The 21,097-nt window shown below is 61.8% G+C and carries 17 protein-coding genes; 13 read left to right on the top strand and 4 right to left on the bottom strand.

What is annotated here, in order from left to right; genetic code table 11:
- Nucleotides 1–492 precede the first annotated feature (492 nt).
- Nucleotides 493–927 (top strand): hypothetical protein, encoded by a 435-nt coding sequence (locus FFM81_RS22495; RefSeq protein ID WP_003572309.1) that lies wholly within the window; start codon nt 493–495, stop codon nt 925–927.
- Between the two features lie 37 nt (nt 928–964).
- Here the strand turns inward: FFM81_RS22495 and FFM81_RS22490 are convergent, their stop codons facing one another.
- Nucleotides 965–1,870, bottom strand: a complete 906-nt coding sequence (locus FFM81_RS22490) for a DMT family transporter (RefSeq protein ID WP_003572308.1) — start codon at nt 1,868–1,870, stop codon at nt 965–967.
- A 112-nt stretch (nt 1,871–1,982) separates the two neighbouring features.
- Between FFM81_RS22490 and FFM81_RS22485 the strand changes: the two genes are divergently transcribed.
- Nucleotides 1,983–2,858, top strand: a complete 876-nt coding sequence (locus FFM81_RS22485; protein WP_003572306.1) for a LysR substrate-binding domain-containing protein — start codon at nt 1,983–1,985, stop codon at nt 2,856–2,858.
- On the opposite strand, the gene FFM81_RS22480 is transcribed toward FFM81_RS22485, so the two are convergent.
- Nucleotides 2,833–3,825 carry a GlxA family transcriptional regulator gene (locus tag FFM81_RS22480; protein ID WP_025417856.1) on the bottom strand — a complete coding sequence of 331 codons (993 nt, stop codon included), beginning with the start codon at nt 3,823–3,825 and terminating at the stop codon, nt 2,833–2,835. The genes FFM81_RS22485 and FFM81_RS22480 overlap by 26 nt on opposite strands.
- Nucleotides 3,826–3,930: 105 nt before the next feature.
- On the opposite strand from FFM81_RS22480, the gene bcoG reads away from it, so the two are divergent.
- The 9 genes from bcoG (at nt 3,931) to FFM81_RS22435 (ending at nt 15,607) form a co-directional block, all read left to right on the top strand.
- The gene (gene bcoG / locus FFM81_RS22475) at nt 3,931–4,833 is read left to right on the top strand and encodes a 3-dehydrocarnitine:acetyl-CoA trimethylamine transferase BcoG (protein WP_138384560.1); all 903 of its coding nucleotides are present in this window, start codon (nt 3,931–3,933) and stop codon (nt 4,831–4,833) included.
- A 7-nt stretch (nt 4,834–4,840) separates the two neighbouring features.
- Entirely contained in the window at nt 4,841–6,328 is a 1,488-nt protein-coding gene (locus FFM81_RS22470; RefSeq protein ID WP_025417858.1) for a carnitine 3-dehydrogenase, read from the top strand.
- Nucleotides 6,329–6,338: 10 nt separating this feature from the next.
- Nucleotides 6,339–7,499, top strand: a complete 1,161-nt coding sequence (locus FFM81_RS22465; protein ID WP_138384561.1) for an acyl-CoA dehydrogenase family protein — start codon at nt 6,339–6,341, stop codon at nt 7,497–7,499.
- 4 nt (nt 7,500–7,503) lie between these two features.
- Nucleotides 7,504–9,558: an acetate--CoA ligase family protein gene (locus FFM81_RS22460; protein WP_138384562.1), complete on the top strand. Its 2,055-nt coding sequence runs from the start codon at nt 7,504–7,506 to the stop codon at nt 9,556–9,558.
- A gap of 6 nt (nt 9,559–9,564) precedes the next feature.
- Nucleotides 9,565–10,347 carry a carnitinyl-CoA dehydratase gene (locus FFM81_RS22455; RefSeq protein ID WP_097532951.1) on the top strand — a complete coding sequence of 261 codons (783 nt, stop codon included), beginning with the start codon at nt 9,565–9,567 and terminating at the stop codon, nt 10,345–10,347.
- A gap of 118 nt (nt 10,348–10,465) precedes the next feature.
- Entirely contained in the window at nt 10,466–12,055 is a 1,590-nt protein-coding gene (locus FFM81_RS22450) for an ABC transporter substrate-binding protein (RefSeq protein ID WP_003572292.1), read from the top strand.
- A 96-nt stretch (nt 12,056–12,151) separates the two neighbouring features.
- On the top strand, nt 12,152–13,159 hold the full coding sequence (locus FFM81_RS22445) for an ABC transporter permease (RefSeq protein ID WP_138384563.1): 1,008 nt from the start codon (nt 12,152–12,154) through the stop codon (nt 13,157–13,159).
- Nucleotides 13,156–13,983, top strand: a complete 828-nt coding sequence (locus FFM81_RS22440; protein ID WP_003572288.1) for an ABC transporter permease — start codon at nt 13,156–13,158, stop codon at nt 13,981–13,983. Before FFM81_RS22445 ends, FFM81_RS22440 begins: the two co-directional genes overlap by 4 nt.
- Nucleotides 13,976–15,607 carry an ABC transporter ATP-binding protein gene (locus FFM81_RS22435; protein WP_138384564.1) on the top strand — a complete coding sequence of 544 codons (1,632 nt, stop codon included), beginning with the start codon at nt 13,976–13,978 and terminating at the stop codon, nt 15,605–15,607. The genes FFM81_RS22440 and FFM81_RS22435 overlap by 8 nt, the downstream gene beginning before the upstream one ends.
- A 58-nt stretch (nt 15,608–15,665) precedes the next feature.
- Here the strand turns inward: FFM81_RS22435 and FFM81_RS22430 are convergent, their stop codons facing one another.
- Nucleotides 15,666–16,451, bottom strand: coding sequence for a helix-turn-helix domain-containing protein (locus FFM81_RS22430; protein ID WP_025417863.1), 786 nt, complete (start codon nt 16,449–16,451; stop codon nt 15,666–15,668).
- 121 nt (nt 16,452–16,572) lie between these two features.
- On the opposite strand from FFM81_RS22430, the gene FFM81_RS22425 reads away from it, so the two are divergent.
- Nucleotides 16,573–18,153, top strand: a complete 1,581-nt coding sequence (locus FFM81_RS22425; protein ID WP_025417864.1) for an ABC transporter substrate-binding protein — start codon at nt 16,573–16,575, stop codon at nt 18,151–18,153.
- A 21-nt stretch (nt 18,154–18,174) separates the two neighbouring features.
- Nucleotides 18,175–20,178 (top strand): CocE/NonD family hydrolase, encoded by a 2,004-nt coding sequence (locus FFM81_RS22420; RefSeq protein ID WP_025417865.1) that lies wholly within the window; start codon nt 18,175–18,177, stop codon nt 20,176–20,178.
- 3 nt (nt 20,179–20,181) lie between these two features.
- Here the strand turns inward: FFM81_RS22420 and FFM81_RS22415 are convergent, their stop codons facing one another.
- Entirely contained in the window at nt 20,182–21,093 is a 912-nt protein-coding gene (locus FFM81_RS22415) for an alpha/beta hydrolase (RefSeq protein WP_025417866.1), read from the bottom strand.
- Nucleotides 21,094–21,097: the final 4 nt, after the last annotated feature.

The following is a 21,097-nucleotide window of genomic DNA, read 5'->3' as shown; positions in this document are numbered from 1 at the left end:
TAGGTCGGGCCTGTCGTTCCGCTCGTCATCGCCGCCGCAATCCGCCGATTTGCTGCGCAAGAGCTGGTTTCCGGGCTCCAGAACCTCCTTTCGATTCATCCTGGAATCTTCGGTCGGCCTTCCAACGGTTCTGTCGCCAGTGACGAGCGCCTTGAACACCATAAGCAAACCATGCCCGGCAGAAAACAGCGCCCGAAAAAACGACATGGGTGCAACTCAAAGACGACAGTCGGAAAACTCCGATAGCATGTCGCTGGCAGGTATGAGTTGATCCCCGGAATAGGGCGGTTTTCCGGATCGGTTCAGAAGATTTGATTGCAGGCCTCCGATGAAATGGCTTGCGCGATGCAGGGTTCCTCCATCACGCTGTGACCGCATCTGTCCAACCAGCGGCAAATGCCGTTTCCAATCGTGATTGGACATCGGCTGCGACCTGAGCGACGCTATTCTTGGGAGCGGACCATCTATTTTTCTCGAGGATAGGAGGCCGAAATGGAACAGTATGCACTGGAGCAGTTGAAAACGATTGCGAAGGTCAGCACGACCTGCAAGCGCCTTGAATTGACACGGCGCGAACGGATTGAACGGTGGGCCGAAAGTCTCGAACGCAGCCCCAAGCCGTTTCTTAGGACGCTTCACGAAACAGAATATCAGCCGATCGCAGATCGTATTGCCTTGCGCGATGACGATACTCCGATCTCTGTGGCATTCGCTGATCCCATTCTGCGGGCGGCAGGAATGGAAAATGACAGCTACGGAGAAGCCATACGATTCTTCGAACTCAGTGACGGGGAATTGCACGAGCTTGTCTGCTTCTGCCATTTCGGTGAACGCGTCAGCGCGGCAACAGTCGCTCGCCGTGTGCGTAAGATGGCAGATCCCCAACCAAGCGGATTTTTCGCTCAGCTTCGTGCGTTCTTCGGCTAATCGAGGCCAAAGACCATATGACGCTGTAAAGCTGGCTCTAGCCGTCTCGTAACCGCTGGCTGCGGTTGAAGTCGATTGCCGTATGCCAGAACACGGCGCCAAGGATGATCGCGCCGCCGAAATAGGTGGCGATAGGCGGTTGCTCGGAAAACAGCAGCCAGACCCAGAAGGGCGTCAGCACGATTTCCATCGTGCCGATCAGCGCGGCCTCCGCCGGCGCCATCCGCTTTGCCCCGGCGAGGAAGAGCACGAGCGCCAGCGAAAAATTGGTGGCGCCGAAGGCGGCAAGAACGATCCAGTTGTGCAGGTCGAGCGAGCCGACCGAACCGAACGGCGCGAATATGACGAGGGTCAGAAAGGCGCTGACGACGGTCGGCGGTAGGCTCGGCACGCCGGGACTGATGCGCGGAATGATGATGACGAGTGCGAAAGAGGCAGTCATGCCGAGCGCCAGCAGGTCGCCCCAACCGGTGCCGCCGCCGATCGACGAGGCGACGATAACCGCGACGCCGCAGAACGAGACGGCGCCGGCAATCAGGGTCCGCCGGGCAACTTTTTCTTTCAGAATGATCCAGCCGAACAGGGCCGCGATGAAGGGCGTGGTCGCATAGATCATCGTCACATTGGCGACGGTGGTCATATAAAGCGATCCGATGAAGCATCCCTGACTGAAGGTCTGGCATGCGATCATCGCCAGGCCCGACGGATGGAAGACGGAACGCCATTGCCGCCGCGAAATGCCCCCTTCGAGGAAAAGGCAGGGGATCAGCAGGAACAGGCCTCCGAACAACGACCGCCAGGCGATCGCCGTCCATACGTCGGTCGTGAGCAGCCGCGAGTAAACGCCGCTGGCACTCCAGGCAAAAGTCGCGGCAACGATGAGAAGCACACCCTTCTCGTGCTCGCTGCCTGCGAGGCGCGTGGTCGGATTTTGAATGGTCACGCTGATAGTCTCAAAGAAGGAAGTCGAACGCCGCCCATTTCTGCGCCAGCAATTGACATAAGACAAACGAATAGTAGAGATAGCTCTCATCGATTTTTTCTATGGCTATCTGATGCATGAACCCATCGAGAGCGAGCTGCTGAGGACCTTCCTGGTCGTCGCCGAGACGTCGAATTTCTCCGCGGCTGCCCAGCGCATCGGACGGACGCAGTCAGCCGTCAGCACCCAGATCAAGAGGCTAGAGCAGACGATCGGCGAAGCTCTCTTCGAGCGTGGCGCCCGTGGCGTTCAACTCACGCGCCCGGGCATCCAGCTTGTGCCCTATGCCCGAAGGGTCATTGATCTGCTGAACGAGGCCGCCGCGACGATCCGCAGCAAACCGCTCGATGGACCGGTACGCATCGGCATTCCCGAGGAATATAGCCAGACGGTGCTGCCGGCAGCCCTTGCAGCTTTCGCCGTACGCCACCCGGCGGTCGAGGTCACCGTCTCCTGCGACTATACATCACGCAACCTCGCCGCCCTGGAGCGGGACGAGCTCGATCTGGCCGTCGTTTTCGACTGGAGCGACGAGACGAAAGGCGAAGTCATTTGCATTGATCCCACCGTCTGGGTCACATCGTTGGTCCATCGGCTGCACGATCTCGATCCGCTTCCCATCGCCACCTATCGCAACTCCACCTGGTCCCGCGACTTTGCGCTCCGGTCGCTAGAGCAGATCGGCCGCAATTACCGGATCGCCTTCATCGCCGATACGGGTTCGGGACTGAAAAATGCGCTGATCGCCGGCCTTGCCGTCACCACGCTTTCCCGCAGCAGTATCCCTCCCGGCTGCCGGGAGCTGACTGCCGAAGACGGTTTCCCGCCGGTTGATTCGTCGAAGGTCGTGCTCCGACGCAGCACCTACCGTTCCACCGAAGCCATCCGCGAGCTTGCCGAAATGATCCGGGAGGCGTTCCAGCCTACGTCGGCGGCGCCGATGGCATGATGCGCCGGCGCAAGCGGTGCCTCGTCTGCGATGGGCTCTCAGAGAAACTCGCCCGGTAGCTTCTCGCAAAGGCCGAGGCCGAATTGAAGCCGGTTGCAGCCGCGATGTCGGCGAAAGATGCTGTCGTCTCGATCACCTTGCGGCGCGCCGTGTTTAGACGCAGCGCCAGATAATGCACATGCGGCGGCGCGCCGATGCTCTGCTGGAAGAGATCCTGCAGATGCCGGGCGCTGACGCCTATCCTGCGGGCGAGCCGCGTCAAAACCAGCGGTTGCTCGATATGTTCTTCCATCAGTCGCACTGCCTGCGTCACGCGGGGGTCCTGCATGCGCAGGCCCGCCGAAGCTGCGAAAAGCGGTTCGTCCACATGGAAGGAAGGCTGCTCGTAGCGGAACAGCCGGCTGACCTCGAGTGCCAGCGAATAACCCTGCCGCTGCCGGATCACCTCAAGCATCAGGTCGACAGTCGGCAGCGAACCTGAGGTCGTCAGCCGCTTGCCGTCGACGACGAAACGATCCCTGACGGCCTGCACCTCAGGATAAGCCGTGGCAAAGTCCTCGTAATCCTCCCAATGGACGGTCGCCGGCTGCCCGTCGAGCAGGCTTGCTTCGGCCAGCAGCCAGGTGCCGGACTCGATACCAGCGATCATCGTGCGGTAGCGGGCAGCCTGCGAGAGCTGCATCTTCAGCGCCGGCGTCGCGCTTTTCTGCCAGTTGTAACTGGCCAGCACGAAAAGCGGCGTCTCCTCACTCGTCACCCGGAAGGTTCCGTCGGCCGGAATGGCGATATGGCTGGTGGTCGGGATCGGCGCCCCGTCCGGCGTCAGCAGCCGCCATCGATAGAGCTCGCTGCCTGCGATGCGGTTGGCGCCGCGCAGCGGCTCGATGACCGAGGCGACCAGGATAAGGTTTGTCTCCGGCAGGACGAGAAGGTCGATATCAAGCCGTTCTGTTGATCGCTGCAGCAAAGTCGCCTCCCGCTTGTTCCGATAATGTATCAATAGCTTCCGAGAATGCAAAGCATCTCCGCCCATCCTGCCGCGTAATGCTTGATAAGACGGGAGAACAAAAACATGCCTCTTGCGATGAACCGCGATGTCTTCATCACCTGCGCCGTCACCGGCGCCGGCGACACGGTTTCCAGATCCAGCCACGTTCCCATCACTCCCAAGCAGATCGCGGATTCCGCGATCGACGCCGCCAAGGCTGGGGCGGCCGTTGTTCACTGCCATGTCCGCGATCCGGAAACGGGGACCGCCAGCCGCCGCAACGATCTCTACAGGGAGGTCACGGACCGCATCCGTTCGGCAGATGTCGACGTCGTCCTCAATCTAACAGCCGGCATGGGCGGGGACCTGATCTTCGGCGATGTCGAAAGCCCACTTCCCCTCAATCCAAAAGGCACGGATATGGCAGGCGCTACCGAACGCGTCAGCCATGTTGCCGAATGCCTGCCCGAGATCTGCACGCTCGACTGCGGTACGATGAATTTCAACCTCGGCGACTATGTCATGACCAACACGCCGGCCATGCTGCGGGCGATGGCAAGCAAGATGACGGCTCTTGGTGTGCGGCCGGAGATCGAGGCCTTCGACACCGGCCATCTGTGGTTCGCCAGGCAGCTTGCCGAAGAGGGCCTGATCGAAGACCCGGTGCTGATTCAGCTCTGCATGGGCATTCCCTGGGGCGCGCCGGACGATCTCAATACCTTCATGGCGATGGTCAACAACGTGCCCGAGAGCTGGACCTTCTCGGCTTTTTCGATCGGCCGCAACGCCATGGCCTATCCGGCGGCGGCGGTTCTGGCCGGCGGCAACGTGCGGGTCGGCCTCGAGGACAATCTCTTTGTCGGCAAAGGCCAGCTCGCCACCAATGCGCGGCTCGTCGAAAAGGCCGCGCAGGTGATCGAAGGCATGGGCGCGCGCATCATCGGACCGGAAGATGTGCGCAAGAAGCTGAAGCTGACGAAACGCTGAGGATATCATGACCAAGATCAGCAAGGCGGCCTGTATCGGCGGCGGCGTCATCGGCGGCGGATGGATCGCCCGCTTTCTGCTGGCCGGCATCGACGTCGATGTGTTCGATCCGCATCCGGAAGCCGGCCGCATCGTCGGCGAAGTGATCGCCAATGCCGAAAAAGCCTATGCCATGCTGACCGGCGCACCGCTGCCACAGCAGGGCAGGCTCCGCTTTTGCGCGACGCTTGAAGAAGCCGTCACCGATGCCGACTGGATCCAGGAAAGCGTGCCGGAAAGGCTCGACCTCAAGCGCCGCGTGCTGACCGAGATCGATGCCGCGGCCCGCCCGGACGCGCTGATCGGCTCGTCCACTTCGGGCCTCCTGCCGACCGATCTGCAGCGCGACATGAACCGTCCCGAGCGCCTCTTCGTCGCCCATCCCTATAATCCCGTCTATCTGCTGCCGCTCGTCGAAATTGTCGGCGGTGCAAAAACCTCGGCTGCGACTATCCATGCGGCGATGGAGAGACTGCCGCGGATCGGGATGAAGGGCGTCCACATCGCCAAGGAGATCGAGGCATTCGTCGGCGACCGGCTGCTCGAAGCGCTCTGGCGCGAGGCCCTCTGGCTCATCCATGATGATATTTGCACCGTCGAGACGCTCGACGACGTCATCCGTTATTCCTTCGGCCTTCGCTGGGCGCAAATGGGCTTGTTCCAGACCTATCGCATCGCCGGCGGCGAGGCCGGCATGCGCCACTTCCTCGCCCAGTTCGGTCCCTGCCTCGCCTGGCCCTGGACCAAGCTCACCGATGTCGTCGATCTCGACGATGCGCTGATCGAAAAGATCGGCCGGCAATCCGACGAACAGGCGGCCGGCCTGTCGATCCGCGAGCTCGAACGCATTCGCGACGAAAACCTCGTCGGCATCCTGCAGGCGCTGAAGGGCGGCGATGGCGGCAAAGGCTGGGGCGCCGGCAAGCTGTTGAAGGATTTCGAGCAATCACTTTGGGCAGACGGCGGCGCGACCGCCTCACTCGACCCGTCGAAGCCGCTGAGGCTGGTCGAAACCAAGGTCAGCCCCGCCTGGGTGGATTACAACGGCCATATGACCGAACACCGCTATCTGCAGGTGTTCGGCGATACCTCCGATGCGTTGCTTCGCCTGATCGGCGTCGATCTCGCCTATGTCGAGGCGGGGCAGAGCTATTATACGGTGGAAAGCCATATCCGCCATCTCGGCGAAGCCAAACTCGGGCAGGCGATCCATTCCACCTGCCAGGTCCTCGCCGCTGACGAGAAACGGCTGCATCTCTTCCATACACTGCAAGACACGGCGACGGGCGCGGTGATCGCAACTGCTGAACAGATGCTGCTGCATGTCGACAGCAAGGCGGGCAAGTCCGTGCCGGCGCCGGCCGCTGTGCTCGATAAAATCAAGGCGATCGTCGTGGCTCATTCGGATTTGGCGCTGCCGGAAGGTGCCGGCCGTTCCGTCGGCCAGAGGCGGTAGGAGGAGCGACATGGATTTCGGGCTCAGCCAGGAACAGGAAATGATCGTCGATACGGTTCGCGCCTTCGTCGAAACCGAAATCTATCCGCATGAGAACGAGGTCGAGCGCACCGGCATGGTTCCGCCGGAACTCGGGCGCGAGATCCAGCGCAAATGCATCGAGCTCGGCTTCTATTCCTGCAATTTTCCGGAGGAACTCGGCGGGGCCGGCCTCGATCATGTCACCTTCACGCTGGTCGAGCGGGAGCTCGGACGCGGGTCCCTCGGGCTGACGGTTTTCTTCGGCCGGCCCTCCGGCATCCTGATGGCCTGCGAGGGCGAGCAGCGCGAACGTTATCTGCTGCCGGCGGTGCGCGGCGAGAAAATCGATGCGCTCGCCATCACCGAGCCGGATGCCGGTTCCGATATGCGCGGTATGAAATGCGCTGCTCGCCGCGACGGCGGCGACTTCGTGCTGAACGGCACGAAGCATTTCATCTCGCATGCCGACGTCGCCGATTTCGTCATCGTCTTTGCCGCGACGGGCGAGGAGGAAACGCCGAAAGGCATCAAGAAGAAGATCACCGCCTTTCTCGTCGATCGCGGCACGCCCGGCTTTCAAATCCTCAAAGGCTACGAGTCCGTTTCGCATCGCGGCTACCACAACTCAACGCTCAGCTTCGAAGATTGCCGCATTCCGCAAGCCCAGGTGCTGGGCGAGGTGCATCGCGGCTTCGATATCGCCAATCAGTGGCTTTACGGCACCCGGCTGACGGTTGCCGCCACCTGTGTCGGCCGGGCGCGGCGCGTCTTCGAGATGGCCCTGCCCTATGCCGCCGAACGCAAGCAGTTCGGCAGGCCGATCGGCGCCAATCAGGGCGTGTCGTTCAAGCTCGCCGACATGATCACCGAGATCGACGCGGCCGACTGGCTGACGCTTGCTGCCGCCTGGCAGGTCGATGCCGGCCGTCCCGCGGACCGGCAGATCGCCTCCGCCAAGCTCTACGCCTCCGAAATGCTCGCCCGCGTTACCGACGAGGCGATCCAGATCTTTGGTGGCATGGGTCTCATGGACGACCTGCCGCTTGCCCGCTTCTGGCGCGACGCCCGTGTCGAGCGCATCTGGGACGGCACCTCCGAGATTCAGCGGCACATCATCAGCCGCGATCTGCTCCGGCCCTTGGGAGCATGAGCCGATGACCTCTCGCCCGCTTGACCGCCTGCTCAGACCGCAAACGATCGCCGTCTTCGGCGGGCGCGAGGCGCGCAGGGTGATCGAGCAGTGCGACCGCATGGGCTTTTCCGGCGATATCTGGCCCGTCCATCCCAAGCTCGACGAGGTGCTCGGACGGCGGTGTTATCGCTCGGTATCCGATCTGCCTTCGGCTCCGGACGCCGCTTTCGTCGGTGTCAACAGGACGCTCACCGTCGACATCGTGCGCAGCCTTTCTGTGGCCGGCGCCGGCGGAGCGGTCTGTTATGCATCGGGCTTCAGCGAGGCGACGGCGGAACTCGGCGATGGCGCAGATCTGCAACGGGCCCTTCTGGAGGCGGCGGGAGACATGCCGATCCTCGGGCCGAACTGCTACGGGCTGATCAATGGTCTCGACGGCGCGCTGCTCTGGCCCGACCAACACGGCATGAAACGCATCGAATGTGGCGTCGCCATCCTCACGCAGTCTTCCAATATCGCCATCAACCTGACCATGCAGACACGCGGGCTGCCGATCGCCTATGTGGTCACGGCAGGCAATCAGGCGCAGACATCTCTTGCCGATGTCGCCTGCGCATTGATCGACGATCCACGCGTCACGGCGGTCGGCCTTCATGTCGAAGGTTTCGGAGATCTCGCCGGCCTCGAACGCCTTGCCGCCATTGCCCGCCGGTCTAAAAAGCCGGTCGTCGTGCTGAAGGTCGGCAGGTCCGAGAAGGCAAGACATGCGGCGGTGTCGCACACCGCCTCGCTTGCGGGCAGCGATGCGGTGGCCGACGCGGTGCTTGCCCGCCTCGGCATCGGCCGTGTCCAAAGCCTACCGGCATTGCTGGAAACGCTGAAGCTGCTGCATGTCGCCGGCCCTCTCCCAAGCAATTCGATCTCGTCGATGAGCTGTTCCGGCGGCGAGGCTTCGCTGATGGCGGATGCCGCCGTCGGCCGCGATGTCGAATTCCCTGCGCTTGAGCCACGGCAATTGCCGCGTCTTCGGCGGGTCCTCGGCGAGATGGTGGCGCTCTCCAATCCGCTCGACTACCACACCTTTGTCTGGGGTGATTTCGAACGCCAGACCGAAGCCTTCAGCGCCATGTTCGAAGGCGGTTGTGCCCTTAATCTCGTCGTCCTCGATTTCCCCCGGGGTGATCGCTGCGATGCGTCGGAATGGGCGACGACGGCAGACGCGGTCATCGCCGCGGCCTCCGCCACCGGTGCGCTGGCCGGCCTTCTCGCAACCCTTCCCGAGAATATGCCGGAGCCGATCGCCGACCGGCTGATGGCCAATGGCATCGTCGCCTTCTCCGGCATCGACGAAGCCATCATTGCGGCGGAAGTCGCTGCCGGTATTGGCAAGGTCTGGGATTGCCCGGCACCCCTGCCGCTGCTCGACGGGCCGTTCTTGGACGGTGAAATCGAGACGCTGACGGAAGCCGATGCGAAGACGGAACTTGCTGCCTGCGGCCTCCCTGTTCCCTGGGGGCTGCAGGCTTTTTCTCCCCGTGAAGCCGCCGAGCAGGCCGAGCGGCTCGGTTTCCCCGTCGTGCTGAAGGGGCTTGGCATTGCGCACAAGACCGAGGCCGGCGCCGTTGCGCTCAACCTGAGGGATAGTGGGGCGGTCTCAAACGCGGCCTTGGCGATGCCCCTGAATGGCGGTTATCTCGTCGAGAAGATGATCGATCCGCCGGTCGCCGAACTCATTGTCGGCGCCATCCGCGACTCCGTCTTCGGATTGTCGCTGACCTTGGGCGCTGGCGGGATTTTCGTTGAATTGCTTGAAGATTCCGTCATCCTGCCGCTTCCGGCGACGAAAACCGAGATTCATGCGGCGATTTCACGCCTCAAAGTGGCAAAATTGATCTATGGCTATCGAGGGCGCCCGAAAGGCGATCTCGACGCCGCGGTCGCCGCTATCGCAGCCGCGGCAGATTATGTCGTAACGAACGCCGCGCGGCTGGAGGAACTGGACATTAATCCATTGATGGTTCTTCCCGAAGGACACGGCGTTATTGCTGTCGATGCCCTGATACGGCGGAGGAGGTAGCATAGGTTGAGCGACTACATTCGCACACGACAGGACGGCGGCTTGCTCGAAGTCGTCATCGACCGGCCGAAGGCGAATGCCATCGACCTGGCGACCAGCCGCGCCCTGGGATTGATCTTCCGGGATTTTCGCGACGACCCGACCTTGCGTGTGGCCATCGTGTCGGGCGCCGGCGAAAAGTTCTTCTGTGCGGGATGGGATCTGAAGGCGGCTGCATCAGGCGATGCGGTCGACGGCGATTACGGTGTCGGCGGCTTCGGCGGCCTGCAGGAACTGCGCGACCTCAACAAGCCGGTCATCTGTGCGGTCAACGGCATCTGTTGCGGCGGCGGATTGGAGATCGCGCTGTCGACCGACCTGATCCTCGCCGCCGAGCATGCGACCTTCGCCCTGCCGGAAATCCGCTCGGGCACGGTTGCCGATGCGGCTTCGATCAAGCTGCCGAAGCGCATTCCCTATCACATCGCCATGGACATGCTTCTGACCGGGCGCTGGCTCGACGTTCACGAGGCGCATCGCTGGGGTTTCGTCAACGAGATCCTGCCGGCCGACCGGCTGATGGAGAGAGCCTGGGAGCTTGCCCGGCTGCTCGCAAGCGGGCCGCCGCTTGTCTATGCGGCCATCAAGGAAATCGTCCGCGAAGCGGAGGGTTCGACGTTCCAGACTGCCATGAACAAGATCACCAAGCGGCAGTTTGCAACAGTCGACAGGCTCTATTCGAGCGAAGACCAATTGGAAGGCGCACGGGCTTTCGCGGAGAAGCGAAGCCCCGTTTGGAAAGGAGAATAGGGAGGCGGCGGCAACCGCAGCATTTTCCCGCATGATGCGGGCACCCGAGGTGGAGAGGAAACCGCCTGCGGATCTGCCCGGAAGTTCTGTCAACGCACCATAAAGAAGGAACTGGGGAATGAACGACTATACGAAATATCTGACAAGCCGCGTCACCGCCGGCGGTCTCAGCCGCCGCGAATTCATGGGACGCGCCATGGCGGCGGGCATCACACTTGCCGTCGCCGACAAACTCTTCACCGAAAGCGCCGAAGCCGCCGAACCGAAGCGCGGCGGCCACCTGAAGCTCGGCCTCGAAGGCGGTGCGGCCACGGATTCCAAGGACCCGGCAAAATTCCTGTCGCAAGTCATGTTCTGCATTGGCCGCTGCTGGGGTGACATGCTGGTCGAGTCCGATCCGCTGACGGGTGCCGCCGTGCCGTCGCTTGCCGAATCCTGGGAGCCGTCGAAGGACGCCGTCACCTGGACTTTCAAGATCCGCAAGGGGGTCAAGTTCCACGATGGCAAGGAAATGACGATCGACGACGTGGTCGCGACGCTGAAGCGCCACACCGATGCCAAGTCGGAATCCGGTGCGCTTGGTGTTCTTGGCTCGATCAAGGAAATCAAGGCCGACGGTGGCAATCTCGTGCTGACGCTCAGCGAAGGCAATGCCGACATGCCGTTGCTGCTTTCCGACTACCATCTGGTCATCCAGCCGAACGGCGGCGTCGACGATCCGCTGGCCTCGATCGGCACCGGTCCGTACAAGCTGACGAGCTTCGAGCCCGGCGTCCGCGCCACGTTCGAAAAGAACAAGGACGACTGGCGCACCGACCGGGGCTATGTCGATTCGATCGAGATCATCGGCATGAACGATGCGACGGCCCGCATCGCCGCACTTTCGTCCGGCCAGGTGCACTACATCAACCGCGTCGACCCGAAGACCGTCAACCTCTTGAAACGCGCACCCAATGTCGAGATCCTCTCGACCTCCGGCCGCGGTCACTACGTCTTCATCATGCACTGCGACAAGGCGCCGTTCGACAATAACGACCTGCGCCTGGCCCTCAAATACGCCATGGACCGGGAGACCATGGTGCAGAAGATCCTCGGCGGCTACGGCAAGGTCGGCAACGACTTCCCGATCAACAGCACCTATGCGCTCTTCCCGGAGGGCATCGAGCAGCGCGTTTACGATCCCGACAAGGCCGCCTTCCACTACAAGAAGTCGGGTCACAGCGGCTCGGTTCTTCTGCGCACCTCCGAAGTCGCCTTCCCCGGCGGTGTCGATGCGGCGGTCCTCTATCAGGAGAGCTGCAAGAAGGCCGGCATCGAGATCGAGGTCAAGCGCGAGCCGGGTGACGGCTACTGGACCAATGTCTGGAACGTCCAGCCCTTCTCGACCTCCTACTGGGGCGGCCGGCCGACGCAGGACCAGATGTATTCCACCGCCTATCTCTCAACGGCGGACTGGAACGACACCAAGTTCAAGCGTCCTGACTTCGACAAATTGCTGCTGCAGGCCCGTTCCGAACTCGACGAAGCCAAGCGCAAGGACATGTACCGCACCATGGCGATGATGGTGCGCGACGAGGGCGGCGTGATCCTGCCGATGTTCAACGATTTCGTGAACGCCTCCACCAAGCAGGTGAAGGGTTATGTCCACGACATCGGCAACGACATGTCGAACGGCTACGTCGCAACGCGCGTCTGGCTGGACGCCTGATGGCAAAGGGGCGGCTGCCCCTCCGATCTCCAACGAAACCGGGACCGTGGGATGAAACCCGCGGTCCTCCCGACGTTTTAGCGCGAGGTCCTCGCCATGACCAATCCTGTCCCGAGCAATACCTTGCCCGGCCTCCGGTTCCGGCAGCGTTTTCCGCTGCTGGCCCTCATCCTCGAGCGTTTCGTGCTCAGCATGATCCTGCTCTTTGCCGTTTCGATCCTGATTTTCGGCGGCCTGGAAGCCCTGCCCGGCGATTTTGCCACCACCTATCTCGGCCAGTCGGCAACGCCGCAGGCCGTTGCCAATATCCGTCAGGATCTCGGGCTGAACCGTCCGGTCACGACGCGCTACGTCGAATGGCTCGGCAACGCGGTTCAAGGCGACTTCGGCACCTCCTGGGCCAGCAAGAATTCGGTCAGCGAACAGATCGGCAAGCGCCTGGGAAATTCGCTCTTCCTGGCAGGTTTCGCGGCGGTGATATCGGTGCCGCTCGCTGTCGGCCTCGGCATGCTGTCGGTGCATTTCCGCAACCGCATGCCGGATAAGATCATCAACGTGATCTCGCTTGCGGCGATCTCCCTTCCGGAGTTCTTCATCGGCTACCTGCTGATCCTGTTCTTCGGGGTAAAGTTCGGCATGGCGACCTTCCCGGCGACCGTCTACGACAGCATGGGCTTCGGCGAGCGATTGAAGGCGATCGCCCTGCCGACGGCGACCCTCGTGCTCGTCGTGCTCGCGCATATGATGCGCATGACGCGGGCCGCGATCCTCTCGGTGATGTCGTCTGCCTATATGGAGACCGCGGAGCTGAAGGGCCTCAGTGCCTTCCGCGCGATCGTCAAACACGCCGCCCCCAATGCGCTTGCGCCGATCATCAATGTCGTCGCCTTGAACCTCGCCTACCTCGTGGTCGGCGTCGTCGTTGTCGAAGTCGTCTTCGTCTATCCCGGCATGGGGCAATACATGGTCGATGCGGTGACCGTCCGCGATATGCCGGTGGTGCAGGCCTGCGGCCTGATCTTCGCGGCAGTCTATATCTTCCTCAACATGACGGCCGATATCCTCGCGATTATCGCCAATCCCCGGCTGAGGCATCCGCGATGAGATTGAGAGATATCCCCATCACCGCCTGGATCGGCATGACAGGCATCGCCATCGCCTTCATCTTCGCGATTTTCGCCCCCTGGATCGCTCCCTATGGCGAAACGCAGGTTGTCGGCGATGTCTGGCAACTGCCGGATAATCAATATATCTTCGGTCTCGACAATCTCGGCCGCGACATCCTTTCGCGGCTGATCTACGGCGCGCGCACGACGCTGCTGGTCGCATCCGCCGCGACCATCATCTCCTTCTCGCTCGGCATCGTCCTGAGCTTTACCGCCGCCGTCTCGCGCGGCATCATCGACACGGTGTTTTCGCGCTTCAATGATCTGATGATGTCGATCCCGACGCTGATCTTCGCGCTGGTGGTGCTTGCGGTCCTGCCGCAAAATCTGATTGTCCTGATCCTTGTCATGGCGATCCTCGATTCCACCCGCGTCTACCGTCTCGGCCGCGCCGTGGCGCTCGATGTCGCGGTGATGGAGTTCGTCGAGGCGGCGAAGCTGCGCGGCGAAGGCAAGATCTGGATCATCTTCCGCGAGATCCTGCCGAATACGCTGTCGCCGCTGCTTGCCGAGTTCGGGCTGCGCTTCGCCTTCTCGATCCTTTTCCTCTCGACACTGTCCTTCCTCGGCCTCGGCATTCAGCCGCCGGCGGCCGATTGGGGCGGCATGGTCAAGGACAACAAGGACGGCATCATCTTCGGCATATCAGCCGCGCTGGTGCCGGGCACGGCAATTGCGACCCTCGCCGTCTGCGTCAACCTCGTCGTTGACTGGCTCCTGAAACGCACATCCAGCCTCAAGGGAGGGCGCGGCGATGCCTGAGCTTCTTTCCGTCCGCAACCTGAAGATCGAAGCAACCAGCTACCCGCCGGGCGAAGCGCCCAAGCGGGTGACGATCGTCGACGGGGTTTCCTTCGATCTAGAAAAGGGCAAGGTTCTCGGCCTGATCGGCGAATCGGGCGCCGGCAAGTCGACGATCGGTCTCTCGGCGCTTGCCTATGGCCGGGGTGGCGCCGAAATCACCGGCGGCGAAGTGCGGCTCGACGGCGCCGATATCCTCGCGCTGGGCAAGAATGGCATCCGGAAAATTCGTGGGGCCCGGGTCTGCTACGTCGCGCAATCGGCCGCCGCCGCCTTCAATCCGGCTCACAGGCTCGGTGATCAGGTGATCGAGGCGTCCATCAAACATGGCCTGATGACCAAGGACGAGGCGCGCAAACGGGCGCTTTACCTGTTCGGGGTTCTCGGCTTGCCCAATCCCGAAACCTTCGGCGAGCGCTTTCCCCATCAGGTTTCCGGCGGCCAACTGCAGCGGGCGATGACGGCGATGGCGCTCTGCTCCAATCCCGAACTCATCGTTTTCGACGAGCCGACCACCGCACTCGATGTCACCACGCAGATCGACGTGCTGGCGGCGATCAAGCATGCCATCGAGGAAACCCACACGGCCGCCCTCTACATCACCCATGACTTGGCCGTCGTCGCCCAGATCTCGGACGACATCATGGTTCTGCGCCATGGCAAGCAGGTGGAATATGGCAGCGTCAAGCAGATCATCGAGGCGCCGCGGGAAGATTATACCCGTGCCCTCGTCAATGTCAGACAGGCCTATCGCGAAGAAGCCGCCGATCAGTCCGCAGCCCTTCTCAAGGTGGAGAATGTCAGCGCCGAATATTCCAACGGCTTCAAGGTGCTCCACGATGTCTCGCTGCATGTGCCGAGGGGGCAGACGCTCGCCGTTGTCGGCGAATCCGGTTCGGGAAAGTCGACCCTGGCGCGCGTCATTACCGGGCTCCTGCCGCCGACCAGCGGGCGGATCGTCTTCGACGGCAAGCCGCTTATGCCTGGTCTGAAGAGCCGGCCGAACGACGACCTCAGGCGGATCCAGTTGATTTACCAGATGGCCGATACGGCGATGAACCCGCGCCAGACGGTGCGCGACATCGTCGGCCGGCCGCTGACCTTCTATTATGGCCTGAGAGGCGCCGAGAAGACCGTCCGCGTGAAGGAATTGCTCGACCAGATCGAAATGGGCAACGGCTTCATCGATCGTTATCCGGCCGAACTGTCCGGCGGGCAGAAGCAACGCGTGGCAATCGCCAGAGCGCTTGCCGCCAAGCCGGAACTGATCCTCTGCGACGAGCCGACCTCGGCGCTCGATCCGCTGGTTGCCGAAGGCATTCTGAAACTGCTCCTGAAGCTGCAGGAAGAGGAACAGCTCTCTTACATCTTCATCACCCATGACATCGCTATCGTGCGCGCTATCGCCGACAGCGTCGCGGTGATGCATCGCGGCAAGCTCGTCCGCTTCGGTCCCAAATCCCAAGCGCTGTCGCCGCCCTTCGACGATTACACCGACCTGCTGCTGAAATCCGTGCCCGAGATGGAGATCGGCTGGCTGGAGCGGGTACTGACGACGCGGAAGATGGCAAGCGCTGGAAATTGAAGGCTCCAAATCTTCCGCAGTCATCCGCATCTGATGGCTTGGTCGCAAATCGGTGTCTTCAATACTCTGCCGGCACCGCATACACTTCCGCGGATGGATCTGCGAGGAACGAGCGCACCGTCGGTGGCAGCTGGCGTGAAGACAGCGGCAGTGGTCCGCAGCGCGACAGAAGCTCGCGTAGGTCGGGCTCGGCGCCGACATGCCGCCAGATCATCCGCGACGCATAGGGGAGATTTTCCCTTCGCCAGGAAACTCCCATTGTCGTCCCGCGCAGATAGACGCGCTGGTACTCGTCGAATGGCAGGAGGATCGTCTGTGACAGTATCGGATTCGAGCCGACCACCCGCTCCGTAATGAAAATCCGGTTTCGATAGAAGGCAGCAAGGCCGACATATTTCGAAAACTGCTGGATGCCGTTTCCGGGGTCCCGCAGACGCTCCATTGATTTGACATGCGCAAGCCCACCCTTCTCCAAAATGCGACTGCAAGAACAGACAACCATTCCTGGCCAGGACGGTGAACGATGATAGGTTTGGAAATAGCCGATATGGCGCCGGAGCGCGGTCAGATCTCCTGGGAACGCCTTTAACAGTTCGGAACTTTGATTGAGGCCCAGAGTCGGTTTGCGAAGCCGCTCACGAAAGAGCCTGGGAGCGAGACCAAAGTCGGCTGCGTCGAGATCGAAATACTTGGCTATGCGCGCGAGATTATGGGCAGACGGGCTCGTCTGGCCGTTGATATATCGATTGAATTGCTGCCGATTGATATCGATCGCGCGGCACAGATGCGAAATGGAACGCTGCGTGGCGCAGGCAATCTTGAGGTTCTCGACCAGGTGAGGCATCGACGGCTCCGTCTTAAATGTTAGTAGCGTAAACTCGCTTAAAGATACGTCAAGTCGCGAAATTGCGTGGAGCAGCCTGACCTCTACGTTCCCTTCTAATAAAATTGAAAAGGGAACTGCAATGACACGTGAAAAGGATCAATCTTCGCCTCTGAGTATCGGCCGCCGTCACTTCCTGGGCGGTGCCGTCGCGCTGGGCGCTTTGCCTGCTCTCACCTCCGGCCTGCTGGTGCCGCGCGATGCCCACGCGCAGGAAGCGAAACGCGGTGGTCATCTGAAACTCGGCCTCAAGGGCGGCGCCACCAGTGATGCGCTCGACCCTGCGACCTATAGCGCTTCCGTGTTGTTCGTCATTGGCCGTCTCTGGGGCGACACACTTGTCGAATCCGACCCCAAGACCGGTGCGCCCTTGCCGTCGCTGGCGACTTCCTGGACGCCATCAGCGGATGCATCCGTCTGGACTTTCAAGATCAGGAACGATGTGCAGTTTCACGACGGCAGCAAGATGACCGTCGCGGACATCGTCGCGACACTGAAGCGACATGCGGACAAGAATTCGCAGTCGGGTGCTCTGGGGCTCATGGCCTCGATCACCGGTATCGAAGAAAAAGCGGGCGACCTGATCCTGACGCTTTCGGAAGGCAATGCGGACCTGCCTTTGCTTTTGACCGACTACCACCTGATCATCCAGGCGAAGGGCGGCGTCGACAATCCTGCGGCGGCCATCGGTACAGGTCCTTACATTTTGAAAAGCTTCGAACCGGGCGTTCGCGCAGCCTTCGAGAAAAACCCGAAGGATTGGCGCTCCGACCGCGGCTTTGTCGACAGCGTCGAAATCCTAGTGATCAACGACAACACCGCCCGCATTGCCGCACTTGCCTCCGGCCAGGTCCATTTCGTCAACAACGTCGACCCCAAGACCGTCCCGATGCTGCAGCGAGCACCGACCGTCGACATCCTCCGGAATGCCGGCAAGGGCTTCTATTGTTTCCTGATGCATTGCGACACCGCTCCCTTCGAGAACGCCGATCTTCGGCTTGCGCTGAAATATGCCATCGATCGTCAGGCGATCCTCGACAAGGTTCTGGGCGGCTACGGAACGATCGGCAACGACTATCCGGTCAATTCCAACTACGCCCTCGCCCCGACCGATATCGAGCAGCGCCCTTATGATCCGGACAAGGCCGCCTTCCACTTCAAAAAATCGGGTCTCGACCGCTCCATTCAGCTGCTCACGTCAGACGCGGCCTTTCCGGGCGCCGTGGATGCGGCGATCCTGTTCCAGCAAAGCGCGCGCAAGGCCGGCATCACGATCGACGTCAAGCGCGAACCGGAAGACGGCTACTGGACCAATGTCTGGAACAAGCAGCCCTTCTGCGCCTCGTTCTGGGGCGGTCGTCCGACCCAGGATTCGCGCTATTCCACCTCCTACCTGTCGACCGCAGAATGGAACGACACGCGTTTCAAGCGCGCTGACTTCGACAAAATCGTTCTGCAAGCAAGGTCTGAACTTGATGAGGCCAAGCGAAAAGTGCTTTATCGGCAATTGGCGCTGATGGTGCGAGACGATGGCGGTCTGATCTTGCCCGTCTTCAACGACTATATCATGGCCTCTTCGAAAACGCTGAAGGGATATGTCGACGATATCGGCAACGATATGTCCAACGGCTACATCGGCAGCCGTGTGTGGCTTAATGCCTAAAACTCTTCTGGATATATGACCATGTCAGACCGCAGCTTCACGACCATCGAAAACCAGTGGATCACCTTGAAGGACGGCACGCGGCTCGCCGCACGCATCTGGATGCCCGCCGGCACGGAGAAGGATCCGGTGCCGGCGGTCTTCGAGTTCCTGCCCTATCGTAAGCGCGACGGGACAAGCCCGCGTGATGAATCCACCTACCCCGTCTTCGCTGCAGCCGGGATTGCCGGCGTGCGCGTTGATATCCGCGGATCGGGAGAATCCGACGGCGTCATCGATGGCGAATATACCGAGCGTGAGCTTGCCGATGCCTGCGAACTGATCGCCTGGATTGCCGCGCAGCCGTGGTCGAACGGCGCGGTCGGCATGATGGGCATCTCCTGGGGCGGGTTCAACAGCCTGCAGGTGGCAGCACTGCGTCCGCCGGCGCTGAAGGCCGTCATCTCGATCGCATCGACCGTCGACCGCTACAACGACGACATCCACTACAAGAACGGCTGCCATCTCTCCGCCCAGCTGTCCTGGGCGGCGACCATGCTCGGTTACCAGTCGCGCCCGCCGGATCCTGCCCTTGTCGGTGAACGCTGGAAGGAGATGTGGTTGGAACGCCTGGCCGGTGAGCCCTTCTTCCTGGAGGAATGGCTGAGCCACCAGCGTCGTGACGATTTCTGGCGTCATGGCTCGATCTCAGAGGACTTTTCGAAGGTGCAGATCCCGGCGCTTGTCATCGCCGGGTGGGCGGACGGCTACCGCAATACGCCACTGATGGCTGTCGAAGGCCTGGGTAAAAAAGCAAAGGCGCTGATCGGTCCCTGGGTCCACAAATATCCGCATTTCGCCTGGCCGAAGCCGCGCACGGATTTCCACGGCGAGGCAATTGCCTGGTGGAATAAATGGTTGCGCGGCGAAGATAATGGGATCGACCGGCTTGCCCAGACCCGCGCCTATATTCTCGATGCGATCCGCCCTGCCGCGCGCCGCAACAGCGATACGGGCTTCTGGATTGCCAAGGACGTCTGGTCGCCGCCGCACATGCAATGCTTCTATGTCGAGCAATTCGGCCGGCTGACGGAGGGCATGCCGATCCCGCATGCGCCCGAACATCCCGTCTATCTTCATTCGCCGCTCGATACCGGCACGGCAGCAGGCGAATATTTCACGCTGAAGCCCGACGCCGAAATGGCGATCGATCAGCGCGCGGACGATGCCGGCTCGCTGGTCTTCGATACGATGCCGCTCGCCGGCGATTGCGACTATCTCGGCCGGCCCGTGCTGACGCTTAGGCTGCGCGCCCACGCGGCCGGCGGCAATCTCTGCGCCCGGCTCGTCGACGTCCATCCGGACGGCACGGCAACGCGCGTCGCCTTCGGCGTCATCAATCTCACCCATCGCGACGGCAACGCCGATCCGAAACCGCTGGTGCCGGGCGAGACGGTGTCGGTCCGGCTGGTGCTCGACGCCTGCGGTTACCGCTTCCGCAAGGACCATCGCATCCGTCTTTCGCTTTCCACCGCCTATTGGCCGATGATCCTGCCGCCGCCGGAGGATGAAGGCATCGAAGTCGATATTGCGTCACTCGGCCTGGCGCTGCCGGTGATCGGCGACCATCGCCGGATCGAAATCAGCGAGCCGGCCAATCCCGATCCCCTGCCAAAATATATCGAACACGTGGCCGCGGCGACGAAGCGGCAGGTCATCCGCGATCTCTCGGCCAACCGGACGGACTATCATATCCATGAGGATACCGGGCTCACCGAACACCCTGAGACCGGCCTGTCGACCCGGCAATTGCGCGAGGAAGTCTGGTCAATTGCACCGGATGATCCGCTGTCGATGACGGGGACGTCGACCTGGACCTGCGATATGCGCCGACCCGGCTGGTCCGCCCGCACGGTCGCGACCGCGCGGATTGCATGCACCGGCACCGAGTGGATCATCGCTGCCATCGTCACTGCTTTTGAAGATGACGTGCAGATCTTCGAAAAGGTCTTTGCGGAAAAGCGGATCGCGCGCGACCTGATGTAATCGTCAAGGCGTTGCAAAATGCCTGATGGCCTCGCAAACGGCGCGGAAGCCATCTTGCGCGCCATCGCTGATGTGGCGGGCGCGCAGCCATGCATGCACCATTTGCGGCTCCTCCCGGAACCAGACTTCGACGCCTTCCGCGGTGAGCCGCGCGGCATAGTGCCGACCGTCGTCCCGGAGCGGATCGAAATGCGCCACAGTGATGAAGGCCGGCGGCAGTCCGGCAAGCGAAGATGCCTTTAACGGCTCGGCGATTTCGTTTCCATCAGGCGCCTGCAGGATATCGCGGTAATAGGCGACATCGGCCGTCGTCAGGCCGGGCGCCGCTGCCATTTCGACATAGGAACCAGCATCGAGGTCGCCGCCGAGCGCGGGGTAGATCAGGACCTGTCCGACAATTCCGGTCAGTCCTTCATCGCGCGCCCGCAAGGCAAGGCCGGCCGCAAGGTTGCCTCCGGCGCTGTCGCCGATCAGCACGACCTTATTGTTGGCGGCAAGAAGATGTTTGAGGACGGCGAAACCGTCATCCGTCTGTGCCGGCCAGCGATATTCAGGGGCCAGCCGGTAATCAACGGAAACCAGTTCCGCGCCGGCAAAATCGGCGATCTCGGCGCAGATGGCATGATGGCTTTCGAGCGAGCCGACGACGAAGCCGCCGCCGTGAAGGTAGAGCAGGATGGTGCGCGTGCTGATTTTCCGCGGACGATAGCGCCGGATCGGGATGCGCTGGAGCATGCCGTCCGCAAAGATCATATCAGGGGGCAGTGCGCGGTCGAAGCGCGCGCAAAGCGCGTCGTACCAATGCCGCTGCTGCTCGACCGATGCCTGGACGGCATCTGGCGGATAGAAACTGTCGCAGATGTCGAGAAACTGCAGAATGCCCTTTTCGGTGGGCGCAGGCGATGGAGCGGACATGCAG

The organism is Rhizobium hidalgonense, assembly GCF_005862185.2.
GTDB classification, from domain to species: domain Bacteria; phylum Pseudomonadota; class Alphaproteobacteria; order Rhizobiales; family Rhizobiaceae; genus Rhizobium; species Rhizobium hidalgonense.
Note: the sequence above shows the minus strand (reverse complement) of the source record. Positions and strands in the feature narration are given on the sequence as shown.

Excerpts from the sequence above, each read along its gene's own strand:
- FFM81_RS22495 (WP_003572309.1), top strand. The coding sequence starts at position 493 with ATGGAACAGTATGCACTGGAGCAGTTGAAAACGATTGCGAAGGTCAGC.
- FFM81_RS22485 (WP_003572306.1), top strand. The coding sequence starts at position 1,983 with ATGCATGAACCCATCGAGAGCGAGCTGCTGAGGACCTTCCTGGTCGTC.
- bcoG (WP_138384560.1), top strand. The coding sequence starts at position 3,931 with ATGCCTCTTGCGATGAACCGCGATGTCTTCATCACCTGCGCCGTCACC.
- FFM81_RS22470 (WP_025417858.1), top strand. The coding sequence starts at position 4,841 with ATGACCAAGATCAGCAAGGCGGCCTGTATCGGCGGCGGCGTCATCGGC.
- FFM81_RS22465 (WP_138384561.1), top strand. The coding sequence starts at position 6,339 with ATGGATTTCGGGCTCAGCCAGGAACAGGAAATGATCGTCGATACGGTT.
- FFM81_RS22460 (WP_138384562.1), top strand. The coding sequence starts at position 7,504 with ATGACCTCTCGCCCGCTTGACCGCCTGCTCAGACCGCAAACGATCGCC.
- FFM81_RS22450 (WP_003572292.1), top strand. The coding sequence starts at position 10,466 with ATGAACGACTATACGAAATATCTGACAAGCCGCGTCACCGCCGGCGGT.
- FFM81_RS22445 (WP_138384563.1), top strand. The coding sequence starts at position 12,152 with ATGACCAATCCTGTCCCGAGCAATACCTTGCCCGGCCTCCGGTTCCGG.
- FFM81_RS22440 (WP_003572288.1), top strand. The coding sequence starts at position 13,156 with ATGAGATTGAGAGATATCCCCATCACCGCCTGGATCGGCATGACAGGC.
- FFM81_RS22435 (WP_138384564.1), top strand. The coding sequence starts at position 13,976 with ATGCCTGAGCTTCTTTCCGTCCGCAACCTGAAGATCGAAGCAACCAGC.
- FFM81_RS22430 (WP_025417863.1), bottom strand. The coding sequence starts at position 16,451 with ATGCCTCACCTGGTCGAGAACCTCAAGATTGCCTGCGCCACGCAGCGT.
- FFM81_RS22425 (WP_025417864.1), top strand. The coding sequence starts at position 16,573 with ATGACACGTGAAAAGGATCAATCTTCGCCTCTGAGTATCGGCCGCCGT.
- FFM81_RS22420 (WP_025417865.1), top strand. The coding sequence starts at position 18,175 with ATGTCAGACCGCAGCTTCACGACCATCGAAAACCAGTGGATCACCTTG.
- FFM81_RS22415 (WP_025417866.1), bottom strand. The coding sequence starts at position 21,093 with ATGTCCGCTCCATCGCCTGCGCCCACCGAAAAGGGCATTCTGCAGTTT.